Origin of the sequence: Devosia rhizoryzae, from assembly GCF_016698665.1 — a bacterium.
GTDB classification, from domain to species: Bacteria; Pseudomonadota; Alphaproteobacteria; order Rhizobiales; family Devosiaceae; genus Devosia; species Devosia rhizoryzae.
In genome coordinates, this window is the sequence record NZ_CP068046.1 from 2827494 (window position 1) to 2840736 (window position 13243).

General features: G+C 61.7%; 13 protein-coding genes. 10 read left to right on the plus strand and 3 right to left on the minus strand.

Annotated elements, in window-relative coordinates:
* Nucleotides 1-3 precede the first annotated feature (3 nt).
* Nucleotides 4-945, minus strand: coding sequence for a LysR substrate-binding domain-containing protein (locus JI748_RS13805; RefSeq protein WP_201631758.1), 942 nt, complete (start codon nt 943-945; stop codon nt 4-6).
* A gap of 94 nt (nt 946-1039) precedes the next feature.
* Between JI748_RS13805 and JI748_RS17510 the strand changes: the two genes are divergently transcribed.
* Nucleotides 1040-1162 (plus strand): hypothetical protein, encoded by a 123-nt coding sequence (locus JI748_RS17510; RefSeq protein WP_267911594.1) that lies wholly within the window; start codon nt 1040-1042, stop codon nt 1160-1162.
* 46 nt (nt 1163-1208) lie between these two features.
* Here the strand turns inward: JI748_RS17510 and JI748_RS13810 are convergent, their stop codons facing one another.
* A complete protein-coding gene (locus JI748_RS13810) occupies nt 1209-2054 on the minus strand; it encodes an extensin-like domain-containing protein (RefSeq protein WP_201631761.1) in 846 nt (281 codons plus the stop codon).
* 91 nt (nt 2055-2145) lie between these two features.
* Here JI748_RS13810 and lepA point away from each other — a divergent pair, with 91 nt between their 5' ends.
* On the plus strand, nt 2146-3951 hold the full coding sequence (gene lepA, locus JI748_RS13815) for a translation elongation factor 4 (RefSeq protein ID WP_201631764.1): 1806 nt from the start codon (nt 2146-2148) through the stop codon (nt 3949-3951).
* Nucleotides 3952-4348: 397 nt separating this feature from the next.
* The gene (locus tag JI748_RS13820) at nt 4349-7429 is read left to right on the plus strand and encodes a type ISP restriction/modification enzyme (protein ID WP_201631777.1); all 3081 of its coding nucleotides are present in this window, start codon (nt 4349-4351) and stop codon (nt 7427-7429) included.
* Here JI748_RS13820 and JI748_RS13825 read toward each other — a convergent pair.
* Nucleotides 7421-7849: a DoxX family membrane protein gene (locus JI748_RS13825; protein ID WP_201631780.1), complete on the minus strand. Its 429-nt coding sequence runs from the start codon at nt 7847-7849 to the stop codon at nt 7421-7423. The genes JI748_RS13820 and JI748_RS13825 overlap by 9 nt on opposite strands.
* A 122-nt stretch (nt 7850-7971) precedes the next feature.
* Between JI748_RS13825 and JI748_RS13830 the strand changes: the two genes are divergently transcribed.
* The 7 genes from JI748_RS13830 (at nt 7972) to JI748_RS13860 (ending at nt 13230) form a co-directional block, all read left to right on the plus strand.
* A complete protein-coding gene (locus JI748_RS13830) occupies nt 7972-8502 on the plus strand; it encodes a hypothetical protein (RefSeq protein ID WP_201631783.1) in 531 nt (176 codons plus the stop codon).
* Nucleotides 8503-8861: 359 nt separating this feature from the next.
* Entirely contained in the window at nt 8862-9761 is a 900-nt protein-coding gene (locus tag JI748_RS13835; protein WP_201631785.1) for a DMT family transporter, read from the plus strand.
* A gap of 143 nt (nt 9762-9904) precedes the next feature.
* Complete coding sequence (locus JI748_RS13840) at nt 9905-10531, plus strand: DUF1236 domain-containing protein (protein WP_201631788.1); 627 nt, start codon at nt 9905-9907, stop codon at nt 10529-10531.
* 84 nt (nt 10532-10615) lie between these two features.
* Nucleotides 10616-10906, plus strand: a complete 291-nt coding sequence (locus JI748_RS13845) for a SelT/SelW/SelH family protein (RefSeq protein WP_201631791.1) — start codon at nt 10616-10618, stop codon at nt 10904-10906.
* A 64-nt stretch (nt 10907-10970) separates the two neighbouring features.
* Nucleotides 10971-11756, plus strand: coding sequence for a substrate-binding periplasmic protein (locus JI748_RS13850; RefSeq protein ID WP_201631794.1), 786 nt, complete (start codon nt 10971-10973; stop codon nt 11754-11756).
* Between the two features lie 77 nt (nt 11757-11833).
* Nucleotides 11834-12652 (plus strand): amino acid ABC transporter permease, encoded by an 819-nt coding sequence (locus JI748_RS13855; RefSeq protein ID WP_201631797.1) that lies wholly within the window; start codon nt 11834-11836, stop codon nt 12650-12652.
* 53 nt (nt 12653-12705) lie between these two features.
* Nucleotides 12706-13230 carry a CreA family protein gene (locus JI748_RS13860; RefSeq protein ID WP_201631799.1) on the plus strand — a complete coding sequence of 175 codons (525 nt, stop codon included), beginning with the start codon at nt 12706-12708 and terminating at the stop codon, nt 13228-13230.
* The last annotated feature ends 13 nt before the right edge of the window (nt 13231-13243 follow it).

Here is a 13243-nt window from a genome sequence, read left to right on the forward strand (position 1 = left end):
GCCTTAGAAAGCCCTGCCGTCGCCTTCGGGCGGCGGCGTTCTTGCGTTGAGCTGCGCCACATAGCCGCCGGCGCTGGCCGGAACTTCCGCGGTTAGCCAATCTCTGAAGGCCCGCAGCTTCTTGGTTTCGCGCCGGCCTTTCGCCGTAGCGAGGAAATAGCCGCTGAGCCCGGCGACCGGCCGATCAAAGGGCCGGCGCAAGCGTCCATCGCTCACCGCATCGGCGCTCATCATGTCGGCCGCCAGCAGCACGCCCTGCCCGGAAATCGCCGCGTCGAATGCCAGCGAAGCATCCGAATAGACGGGACCGTTCAACGGCGTTTCGGGAGCAAGGCCCGCGGCGGCAAGCCACAGTGGCCAGTCGAGCATGGACGTGCTGTCGGCAATCACCGGCATTTTGCCAAGATCCAGTTCCTCGAAGCGCTCCAGCAGTTCCGGCGCCGCCACGGGCTGAAACTCGCGCCCGCCGATCAGCTTCGTGTCGACCCCCGACCAATCGCCATGGCCATAGCGGATGCCGCAGTCGATGTCGGCTCGGGCCAGGTCCAGCATGGTGCCGGTTACCGTGAGCCGCACTTCGATGCCGCTGAGCGCCGTGAACTTGTGCACCCGCCAGATCAGCCAGCGCGAGGCGAAGACGCTGCCCATTGTGACATTGATCACGCCATCATCGGCCGCGCTCAATGCCTTGAGCCCATCCGCCAACGCCGTAAACCCGGATGTCAGTTGCGGCAGCACCTGCTGCAAAGCCGGAAGCGGCCGCAATCCAAGCGGCGTCCGCTCGAAAAGCTCGACGCCCAGCCGCTCCTCGGCCCGGCGCAGATGCTGGCTGACCGCACCAACCGTCACCCCCAGCTCTTCCGCCGCCGGCGCCAACGCACCCCGCCGCGCTACGATCTCGATCGCGCGCAGGGCATTGAGCGGAATAGGAAAGGGATTGGCCATATAGATTATCTATAATAGAGCGCAGACCTTGTCCATTGTTGAGGCTTTGTCACAGGAGCATGGTAGCGGTCTCGAAGCACCGGAGACACACAAAATGTCTATCCTGAGCCGGATCATCGCTCGACTTTTCGCCACCAAGCCGCAGGACCCGCAGCCCGATCGCCTCCCCCTGCGCGATTGGGCCGACCTCCCCGCCTACCACCCGCGCTGCGACTGATCGTGAGACCTCATGGTCAGCCTGTCGAACCACGAGGTCGGGCACGCTATTCGCAGATCTGCGCCGTGCAGGTCTGGCCATGACAGCCGAGATCAAGGTGGAGGTGATCGCGGTGATCCGCATTGGCCTCTGGTCCCAGAACCGTCGTGAACCGGCCGCAGGCCGCGCCATGTGCCTGCCGCAAGAGCCGCCCGGCAAACTGTGACTCTGCGGGCCAGTCGCCCTCGACCGTCACCGTCGATCCATCCGCCAGCGTAAAGCCGACAATGTCGAGTGCGTTGGCAAAGCCGTGTTCCGACGTAAATGCCTCGCCGCCGCCCACCCGGTCGCGGCACATCAGCGACGTGCCGGTCGTGACCGTCTCGATGGGATTGTCGAGCGCCGTGGCATAGCCATCCACCTCGCCGACCCAATCGGCAAAGGCGCCGGCCATCTCACAGTTTGTGGTCACCGGGCTCGATAGGCCGATCTCGCGCCCATTGACCCGCACCGCCGTCACCGACAGCGGCGACCGCTCCCCGCAAATGCCCTCGGCGATCGGCGGCAGCATTTCGCCCACCACCACGCCACTCAGCAAAGCCGGACACGCCGTCTGATACACCCGCTCCGGCTCGGGCTCCGAAACCTCCGGCTCCAGCTCAGGCTTCTCAGGCGCTTCCTCCGGCTCCTCCACCGCATCCGCCTCCTCCGGCCGCGGCCGGGGCAAGGGCGGTGGCTCTTCGGCCGGTGGCGCAACTTCCGGCGGGCGCGGCGTGGCACGGGGCGCCGGCTTCGGCTGTTCGCGTGGCGCCAATTGCTCCACGAAATCGCCCAGGGGTTTGAGAAAATCCTGCGCCGCGACGGGCGCGGTGGCAAGAACGAGGGCGGCGATCGGCAGGCAGAGGACGCGCATGCCCCTTAACGCGCCAAAACACGGCGTTGTTGCCCGTTAACCCCACGGAAACCATCTTTCTCGCACACCGCGCTTCTGCTAGGAGCAGCCCATGACCACGCCCCTCGACCACATCCGCAATTTCTCCATCGTCGCCCATATCGACCATGGCAAATCGACCCTCGCCGATCGCCTGATCCAGACCACTGGCGGGCTCGAGGCGCGCGAGATGAAGGAGCAGGTGCTCGATTCGATGGATATCGAGCGCGAGCGCGGCATCACCATCAAGGCGCAGACCGTGCGCCTCAACTACAAGGCGCAGGATGGGGAAACCTACGTCCTCAACCTCATCGACACGCCCGGACACGTCGACTTCGCCTATGAGGTGAGCCGCTCCATGGCCGCTGTCGAGGGGTCGCTGCTCGTGGTCGACGCCTCCCAGGGCGTCGAGGCGCAGACGCTCGCCAATGTTTACCATGCGCTCGATGCCAATCACGAGATCGTCCCCGTCCTCAACAAGGTCGATCTACCCGCCGCCGATATCCCGCGCGTCAAGGCGCAGATCGAGGACGTCATCGGCATCGACGCCTCCGACGCCGTGGAAATCTCCGCCAAGACCGGCCTCAATATCGAGGGCGTGCTCGAAGCCATCGTCACGCGCCTGCCCGCGCCCAAGGGCAATCCGGATGCCCCGCTCAAGGCGCTCCTTGTCGACAGCTGGTATGACACATATCTGGGCGTCGTCGTTCTCGTCCGCATCATCGATGGCACCATGCGCAAGGGCCAGCGCATCCGCATGATGGCTTCGGGCGCCGTCTACGAGCTCGATCGCGTCGCCGTGCAGACGCCAAAGCTCATCGAGGTCCAGGCGCTCACCCCCGGCGAGCTCGGCGTCTTTACCGCATCGATCAAGGAAGTCGCCGATACCAATGTCGGCGATACCATCACCGATGACCGCAAACCCACCGCCGAAGCCCTGCCCGGCTTCCGCCCGGCGCAGCCGGTGGTGTTCTGCGGCCTCTTTCCGGTCGATGCCTCCGATTTCGACGAGCTGCGCGCCGCCATGGGCAAGCTCCGCCTCAACGACGCGAGCTTTTCCTTCGAAATGGAAACCTCGGCCGCGCTCGGTTTTGGCTTCCGCTGCGGCTTTTTAGGCCTGCTGCATCTCGAAATCATCCAGGAGCGCTTGAGCCGCGAGTTCGATCTCGATCTCATCGCCACCGCCCCTTCGGTGGTCTACGAGGTCGCGCTCACCGATGGCGAAACCATTGCCCTCCACAATCCGGCCGATCTGCCGGACGTGATGAAGATCGAGGAAATTCGCGAGCCCTGGATCAAGGCGACCATTCTCACCCCCGACGAATATCTGGGCGCCATCCTAAAGCTTTGCCAGGATCGCCGCGGCATCCAGAACAACCTCTCCTATGTCGGCTCGCGCGCCATGGTGGAATACGATCTGCCGCTCAATGAAGTCGTGTTCGATTTCTATGACCGGCTGAAGTCCATTTCCAAGGGCTATGCGAGCTTCGACTATAAGCTCGATACCCATCGCGTGGGCGATCTGGTGAAACTCACCGTCCTCGTCAATGCCGAACCCGTGGATGCCCTCGCCATGCTGGTGCACCGCACGGTGGCAGAATCGCGCGGCCGCCAGATGTGCGAAAAGCTCAAGGAGCTGATCCCGCCCCATCTTTTCGTCATCCCGATCCAGGCCGCCATCGGCGGCAAGATCATCGCCCGCGAAACCGTCCGCGCCATGCGCAAGGACGTGACGGCCAAGTGCTATGGTGGCGACGCCACCCGTAAACGAAAGCTCTTGGACAAGCAGAAAAAGGGCAAGGCCAAGATGCGGCAGTATGGGAACGTCAATATCCCGCAGGAGGCGTTTATTAAGGCGCTGAAGATGGGTGACGATTAAGCGGTTGGCGCTTGCGCCAAGCCGAGGCGCCAGTGGCGCCTTGGCAGCTTAGTCGCCGGGTCGCTGCCAGAGGCAGCGGGCACCCGGACTGGGCCCAGCACACGATGCCTCTCTCACCTCGCCCCTTCGGGGAGAGGTCGGCGCGCAGCGCCGGGTGAGGGGCCTTCCCACCGCGCGTCACCCTCGGGCGTGATCCGAAGGCTCCGCACTTCAAGAACAGACCCCCACCCAGCCTCCCCCTCAAGAAGGGGGAGGAGCCCCATCGTGGCAGACCCAGCCGCCGCACCCATCAGCCAGTTTCCTCCCCCGCCTTCCGGGGGAGATTAGGTGGGGGTGTTCGGTCAGACACAATTGTTGCTTTCTTTAGTGCCCACGCTAGTTTGTGACAGGGGGACACATGAGCCGGCAACTGATCAACGACTACTTCAACGAGATCGACCGCCTCAGGAAATTTTCCGGCACCAACACCGAAGGCGTGGTCAGCGAAGCTTTCAAGGACCTGCTTAAAGCCTGGTCGCGACAGAAGAACCTCGTCTTCATCGCCCAATACGAATTCCCTTCTCCCCAGAAAAACCGCATCCGTCCCGACGGCACGATCCTGCATGATCTGCGCGTGCCGCTTGGCTATTGGGAAGCCAAGGACGAGGACGACGATCTAGACGTCGAGATCGACAAGAAACTGCGCAAGGGCTACCCGCAGGACAACATCATCTTCGAGGACAGCCGCGAGGCCGTGCTGATCCAGAACCGCCAACCGGTCATGCGCTGCCGCATGACTGACGGTGATGAGCTGTTGCGCCTGCTTAACCTGTTCTTTGGCTATGAGCGCCAGGAGATCGCGGAGTTCCGGCGCGCCGTGGCGCAGTTCCAGACCGACCTGCCCGCGGTACTGGAGGCCCTGCGCGGCAAGATCAATGACGCCTATGATAGCAATGCTGGTTTCAAGGATGCGGCAGTCGTGTTTCTCGAGCACGCGAAGGAAACCATCAATCCGACGCTGACCGATGCCGATGTGCGGGAAATGCTGATCCAGCACATTCTCACTGAGGAGATTTTCACCCGCGTCTTCAACGAGGACGACTTTCACCGCGAAAACAATATCGCCAAGCAGCTTTATGCTCTGGAAGGCAAGTTCTTCACCGGCGCGACCAAGCGGGAAACGCTCCGCGGGCTCGAACCCTATTATGCCACCATCCGGTCGACTGCGGCGCTGATTACCCGTCATTCGGAAAAGCAGGCGTTCCTCAAGGTCATCTATGAGGGATTTTACAAGGTCTATAATCCGAAGGCCGCCGATCGGCTGGGCGTGGTCTATACGCCCAACGAGATCGTCAAATTCATGATCGAGGGCGCCGACTGGCTGACCCAAAAACATTTCGGCAAGGCGCTGATCGATCGCGACGTGGAAATCCTCGATCCAGCCACGGGCACCGGCACCTTTATCTGCGAACTGCTGGAGCATTTTCGCGGGCAACCGGAGAAGCTGGCGCACAAGTACAAGGAAGAGCTGCACGCCAACGAAGTGGCAATCCTTCCCTATTACGTCGCCAACCTCAATATCGAAGCCACCTATGCCGCGATCACCGGGCAATATGCCGAGTTCCCGAGCCTATGTTTCGTAGACACGCTGGACAATGTTTCAGGCCTGGGGATCAAGCGCGGCCACCAGCATGATCTGTTCGCTGGCATGTCGGAAGAGAATATCGAGCGCGTGAAGCGGCAGAACCGGAAGAAGATTTCGGTGGTAATCGGCAACCCGCCCTACAATGCCAACCAGCAGAACGAGAACGACAACAACAAAAACCGGACCTATCCGCATATCGATGCGGCGATCAAGTCGACTTATATCGCACAGTCGACGGCGCAGAAGACCAAGGTCTACGACATGTATGCCCGCTTCTTCCGCTGGGCTTCGGATCGGCTAGGCGATGAAGGCGTTTTGGCCTTTGTCACCAATCGCAGCTTTGTCGACAGCCGCACCTTCGATGGGTTCCGCAAGGTCGTGGCGCAGGATTTTGCCGAGATTTACGTGGTCGACCTAGGCGGGGACGTGCGCGCCAATCCCAAACTCTCCGGCACGAAAAACAACGTCTTCGGCATCCAGACCGGTGTGGCGATTTCCTTCTTCGTCCGGAAAGGAAAGAAGGGCAGTGGGCGCATCTATTATTCCCGGCGGCCAGAAATGGACACCGCCGAAGAAAAGTTGGCATTCCTGGCAGCCAACCCCGCCGAGCGCTTGTCATTCAAACGGGTCGAGCCGGACAAGCGGAGTAATTGGGTCAATCTGGCGGAAAATGATTGGGATGACTTGATCCCGGTGGCGGATAAGGAGACCAAAGCCACCAAATGGCCGTCGCGCGAACGGGCCGTATTCAAGCTTTTCTCGTTGGGATTAGGCACTAATCGTGATGAATGGGCGTATGACCAAAGTCGAGAAAATCTCTCATCCAAGTCAGCCTACTTTTTGGACGTTTACACAAGCCACATGGGCCACAAGGCACCCAAGGATTTCCGGAACTTCGAAAAATCGATCAAATGGACGAGCGAGCTAGAAAAGGCAGTTCGCAATTCTGTGGCATTGTCTATCTGGCCGCCAGTTTTCGGTGAGGCGGCATATCGCCCCTTCGGCCGCAGATGGGTCAACTTCGCACCACTATTAGTTCACCGATTCTATGCGCAGAAAAGCTTGTTTCCTTCAGCTAACAGGCAGGAAAACCAAGCAATCAACTTCTATTCCATAAGCTCGGACAAGGCGCTCGCGACGCTGGCTACAGATCAAGTTATCGATCTGGGGTACTTGAAACAGGGGAATGGGGGTACGTTCTCGCTAGGACGCTACCGCTACACCGCCACCGGCGAGCGCATCGACAACATTACCAGCTGGGGCGAGAATAAGTTCATCGCTCGCTACGGCAAGGGTGTCACCAAGGACGACATCTTTGCCTATATCTATGCCGTGCTGCACGATCCCATCTATCGCGAAAAATACGCGATCAACCTCAAGCGCGAATTTCCGCGCATTCCCTTCTATCCCGATTTCCACCAATGGGTGGAATGGGGCCAAAAACTGCTCGACCTTCATATCGGCTACGAAGCGGTCGAGCCTTATCCTCTCAACCGCATCGACACGCCGGACGAGAAGGCCCGTAGCGCGGGACTCTCGCCTAAAGCCATGCTTAAGGCCGATAAGGACAATGGCGCGATCCGCCTCGACAGCGAGACGCTGCTGACTGGCCTGCCCAGTCAGGTCTGGGACTATAAGCTCGGCAACCGCTCGGGCGTGGAATGGGTACTGGACCAATACAAGGAAAAGACCCCCAAGGACCCCACCATCCGCGAAAAGTTCAACACCTATCGCTTTGCCGATTATAAGGAGAAGGTGGTCGACGTTATTGGTCGAGTCACGCGAGTAAGCGTCGAGACCACGGCAATCACCGAAGCGATGAAAACCGTGAGGCGGGGTGAGTTGTCAGCCTAGCACCCGATCCACACTCCACGCCCCGGCCCCCACCGCCACCAACACCAGCAATCCCGCCGCCAGCAGCGTTTCCGGCGCGTAGAGCACATTTTCCAGCTTGTGCACGCCTTCGCCCTCGGCCTTGGGGATGGAAGTGGTCACCAGCGCGCCGAGTGTGATCACCAGCAGCACCATTGCGCCGGGGACCGTAAAAAAACCCAGCACGACGAGGACGCCGCCACCCAATTCGGCGGCGGAAAAGACCGGCGTCAGCGCCTTGGGCACACCGGCTTCGCTGAGCGAGGACGCCATTTTCTCGCGCCGCTCGGGATCGGTGAGCTTGAACCAGCCCGATAGGGCAAACATCAGTCCGATCACGAGGCGCAGGAGCAGCAGGGCAAGGTCGGCAAGGGCGGGCAGACTGATGAGCCAGGCGGGCATGAACATCTCCGAAGAAAACCGGTAAACAACGCCGGTGCCGCGCCGCCGTTGCCAAACTATGCCGCTTATCCCGCTCCCCATCGCGCCCCCTACACTTTCCGGTTTGATCCCGGGAGACGCCCATGCGCGCAAAACCTTATTCCACCATCAGCCGCCGCATGGCCGAGCGGCACGAAAGCCTCCTGCCAAAGCTGCAGGTTTTGGCCCGCAAGCTCCAAAGCATGGCTGCGCGCAGCCCTCACCGGCCTGTGCCCGATGACCTCCGGTCGGAGGCCGAGGCCATGTTGTTCGAGGTAGAGGTGTTTCGCGAGCGGCGTCAGCGTCCTGCCCTGCCGGTCGGGGCGCCTCATTATCACGGCCTCGCGAGCCAGCTGGCCGAAGCGCTGACGGCGATGATCGCCTTCGAGCAGCGCCATGTGGCATGGAATGCGGCGACCGAAGAGCCGCAATGGAACCTGGCGCCAGGCAAGAAGGATGGCCGGGTCGGCATCATGAAGGTTGCACGCCTTGCGCCCCGGCCTGGCAGCAAGGCGGCCGCCAGGGCTGATGCCCAGGCAAGGCTCGAAAAGGAGCGACGGGCCGACCGTATGCTGCGCATGCGCGCTGCCCTGGTTGACCGTCTCACCAAGTCACAGCGCACCGATGGACCCTGACTTGCCCAATTTATCCCCGTCGCCCAAAACTGCCATACAGTGAGACCCATCAGCCGGGTGATGATGGGGTTGCAACGATCAACCGCCCGGCGACAGTCGGGAGGGGTCTTTATCGTTAAGGATCCTGGGTCCGCGGACGGGGCTGGAGCAACCCACCCCTAAGACGCTGCCTGCCAGAAAACCCGGCGCCCCGAGGCGGTTTCTGTCTCACCTATAAACAAAAACGAGGCGGACACCGCCTCGGGGCACCATTACCTTTTGCCAACCGGAGGCCGCGGGCCGTCCGGCGCTTCGGCACGTCTGGCGTAATTGCGCGCGCCCCGGTATGGAGAGCCGCTTTCCTTCCGGACCTCCCGCCCATGCCCCGCCTCCAAGGCAACGGCCTGGGGATCGCCTTGATGATCCTCGCCACCGCCTCGTTCACGCTCAACGACAGTTTTCTCAAACTCGCGACCGAAGAGGTGCCGCCGTTCCAGGCCCTCGCCATGCGCGGCCTCGGCTCGACCATTTTGGGCCTGCCGCTGCTGTTTGCCCTCGGCTTCGGGCGCCATACGGGCCGCATGTTCGAAAAGCGGGTTAGCGTCCGCAACGGGCTCGAACTGGTTTGCGCCATGTTCTCGGTCGTCGGCCTCGCCCTCGTGCCGCTGGCCGATCTCACTGCGCTGGGCCAGACCTCGCCGCTCTTGCTCCTTCTCGGCGCGGCGGTGATCTTCCGGGAACGGCTCAGCCCGATCCAGATTGCGCTTATTATCCTCGCCTTCATCGGCGCGCTTATGGTGGCGCAACCGGGTGGCTCCAACTTCTCCCCTTATGTTCTCCTGGGTCTTGCCGCTGCCGCCACAGTGGCCGTCCGCGACCTCATCGGCCGCGGCATCCCGGCCGAGATCCCCGGCCTCGTGATCGCGGTCGGGGCGGGAGCGATCACCACTGTTGGCGCCGGCATCGCCGCCCTCCTTTTCGATCGGCTGACGATGCCGTCGCTTCCCACCGTGCTCTTCACGCTGGGCTCAGGCGCCTTCCTCGTCGCCGGCCACGTCCTTCTCCTCGCCGCCTACCGCGCCGCCAGCATGAGCGCCGTTGCCCCCTTCCTCTACATGGCGACCGTCTGGGCGCTCCTCGCCGGCATGCTGATTTTCGGCAGCGTCCCCAACTGGCTTGCCCTTCTCGGCATCGCCGTCATCGTCGTGTCGGGCATCGCTGTCGTTGCACTCGAACGCTGGCCCAAGAAGGCCAACGTTCCCCTCGAACTATCCCCATGACGGTTCGGCCCTGCTAGCATCCCGGAACGAATAGCTTGTGATCCCGTTCGTACATCCCGAGGGGCGGATATGGCGCTGCCGCAAGGCTGCGCTCCGCAAGCGGGCAGCACGAGAGTGCTTCCGCCGAACAAAGGAATACGACGATGAAGAACCTTCTCCTGGCCTCCGTGGCCGCGCTGTCTCTCGGTCTTGCCGCTCCGGCATTCGCCCAGGGCACCGTTGATGCCGATGCCGGCGCCGCGATCGGCGCAACCGGCGGTGGCACGACCGGTGCCGTGGTCGGCGGCCTTCTCGGTGGCCCGATCGGCGCCGTGGTTGGCGGCTTTGCCGGCGCCGTGATCGGTGCAGAAGCAGGCGTTGCCTCTTCCACCATCGAATATGCCGGCGCCAATCCGGTCGCTCCCGTGACCATCGATGGTGATGTGGCCGTCGGCTATGTCGTCCCGCAGGACGTCACCGTCTACCCGGTCCAGGGCGATGACCAGTATGGCTATATATACGCCAATGGCCGCGTCTGGATCGTCGACAACAACACCCGCGCCCTGGTCCAGTCCCCGGGCTACCTCGTGTCGCAGAGCTCGGCTGATTACGCAATTGCCAACCCGATCGACCCGATCGAGGCCCAGGGCGATGTGGTCGTTGGTTATGTACTGCCGGAAGGCGCCACCATCACGCCGGTGCCGGATGACAGCTATTATGGCTATGTCTACATCAATGGCCGTCCGGCTTTGGTCGACAATTCCAGCCGCACCGTGGTCTACTACCAGTAAGCTTCGGCGCTGTTAGACTTATGCCGCCCGGACATGTTCCGGGCGGCTTTCGTTTGCGCTAGGGTATTGGCTTGGGGAGACAGAATGAGCAAAGCCAGCATCCGCATCGCTTACTGTACGCAGTGCAACTGGATGCTGCGCGCTGCCTGGATGGCGCAGGAACTGCTCTCGACCTTCGGCACCGAGCTGGGCGAAGTTATCCTCGCTCCGGGAACGGGAGGTATTTTCGAAATCCATCTCGATGGCGAGCTTATCTGGGAGCGGAAGCGAGATGGCGGCTTTCCGGACAGCCGGGTGCTCAAGCAAAAGGTACGGGATCGCATCGACCCGGATCGCGACCTCGGTCACGTCGATCGCGTTAATCTGGAAAGCTGAGCCATTTCCAAAGCCGACCGGCTTGGTCTAGTCTGACCTGAACCGACCTGGGAGACGTCCAAGCATGATATCAAGAACCCTCCATCTCTCCGCCGCCCTTTTCTTGGCAGTCCTGCCCGCTGCAGCGCAGGAGCTGCCCGATCTTGATGGCCGCGTGATTCATGCGGTGACCGAAAACGCCTATTACCCGCTCAACTTTGCCGGGCCGGATGGTCAGGGCATCGGGCTCGAATATGACGTCATCAATGAGGCGGCCAGGCGGCTCAACGCTACGGTCGAATGGGATCTCACAGCCTGGGACGTGATGATCGAAAGCGTCCGCTCCGGCCAGTTCGACATCGGCGCCGACGGCATTACCATCAGCGCCGAGCGCGCCGAGCAGGTGGACTTCACCGAGCCCTTCATCACCGTCGAGCAGTATTTCCTGGTGCGTGGTGACGAGGATCGCATTACCGGACCCGAAAGCTTCACCGAAAACTCCGATCTGCTGTTCGGCGCCCAGGCCGGCACGTCGGCCTTCTACACGGCTGTCTATGATGTGCTCGATGGCGACGAGGCCAATCCGCGTATCAAGACCTTCGATACGTTCGGTGCATCGGTGCAGGCGCTCAAGGCCGGCGACGTCGACGCGGTGATCGCCGACCAGGCGGCTTCGGCCGGCTATATCGGCGCTGATCCGGGCGCCTTCAAGCAAGTGGGCGAGCCCATCAAGGCCGACCCGCTCGGCTTCATCCTCACACCCGGCTCCGATCTGGTCTCACCGTTCGATGCGGCATTGGCTGAGATGAAGGCTGATGGTTGGCTCGACGAGCGCATCAACTACTGGTTCTTCGAATACGGCGAGCAGTAAAGTCGCTTTCCACATCCCTCCCCGACGGGGAGGGATGACCAAGAACCGCGATGCCGGCCAAGGACTGAACCCGATCGATGCCACGGCCCCACCGCAACCCGTCGCTCTTTGCCCGCCTGCCCTACTGGCTCCTCGCAATTCTGTTGCTTTTCGTGATCGGCCTGTGGGCCATCACAACCAACGACACCTATTCGAGCATCTTCAACACCCTCTCAGGTGGCGTGGTCACCACGCTCTGGGTGACGCTGTTGTCCTTCCTCTTTGCCACGCTGCTCGGGCTTCTGATCGCCCTGGCGCGCACATCAGGGCACCGGGTGCTGCGCGAGGCCGCCACGTTTTACGTCGAACTCATTCGCGGCGTGCCGATCCTGGTGTTTCTCTTCTACATCGCCTTTGTCGCGGCCCCAGCCATGGTTGCGGGGTTCAACTGGCTAGCAGCGCTGGTGATTGGTGCCGGATGGATCGAGCCCGCAACAGTGCGCGGCTTCGACTTCGTTTGGCGCGCCATTTTTGCGCTGACCATCTGCTATTCAGCCTTTATCGCCGAAATCTTCCGCGCCGGCATCGAAGCCGTTGATCGCGGGCAGATCGAGGCGGCGCGCTCGCTCGGCCTTTCGCGCTGGAACTGCTTTCGCCTTGTGGTCTTCCCGCAGGCGCTGCGCACCATCCTGCCCCCGCTCGGCAATGACTTCGTGTCCATGGTCAAGGACTCGGCCTTGGTTTCGGCACTGGGCGTCCAAGACATTACCCAGCTCGGCAAGCTCTCCGCCTCCTCGAGCTTTCTTTTCTTTGAAACCTACAATGTCGTGGCCTTTCTTTATCTCACCATGACCATCTCGCTATCGCTGCTGGTGCGCGGGCTGGAGCGCTCGATGGATGCAAGGCTGAAGCGGTAGCTTGCGCTTGCCCGTAGAACGCACCATTTCATTGACACCACTGGAGGACACCAATGCACCCCATCGCCCGCGTCGCCACCGTCGCCCTTGCCGCCATCGCTCTGGCAGCCTGCGGCAACAGAGAAGAAGTTGGGCAGGTCGGGGTCGACTGGACCGGCAATGACATCTCCATCGAGGCCGTGGCGGATCCGGAAGTCGATGGCGTCGTTTGCCATCTCGCCTTTTTCAACCGCTCCTTCATCGATCGGCTGAGCCAGGGCAACTGGTTCGAAGACCCGTCCTATTCGGCGCTTGATTGCTCGGTTGTGGGGCCCGTCACCATTGGCGACATTCGCACGAGCGCTGGCGGCGAAGAGATTTTTCAACAGGGGCGATCGCTGATCTGGAAATCACTGCGCGTTACCCGCGTCTATGACGCCGCCAACAATTCACTGATCTACCTTGGCCATGCAAGGGAGATCCAGCAGGGTTCGGGCAAGATGAGCCTTTCCGTTGTGCCGCTCAATGGGCTCAACGTCACCTGGACCAATGGCGCACCTAATAGCCAGCCGACGGCAAGCTCGGTCATGGTGCAATAAAAAAGGCCCGCCG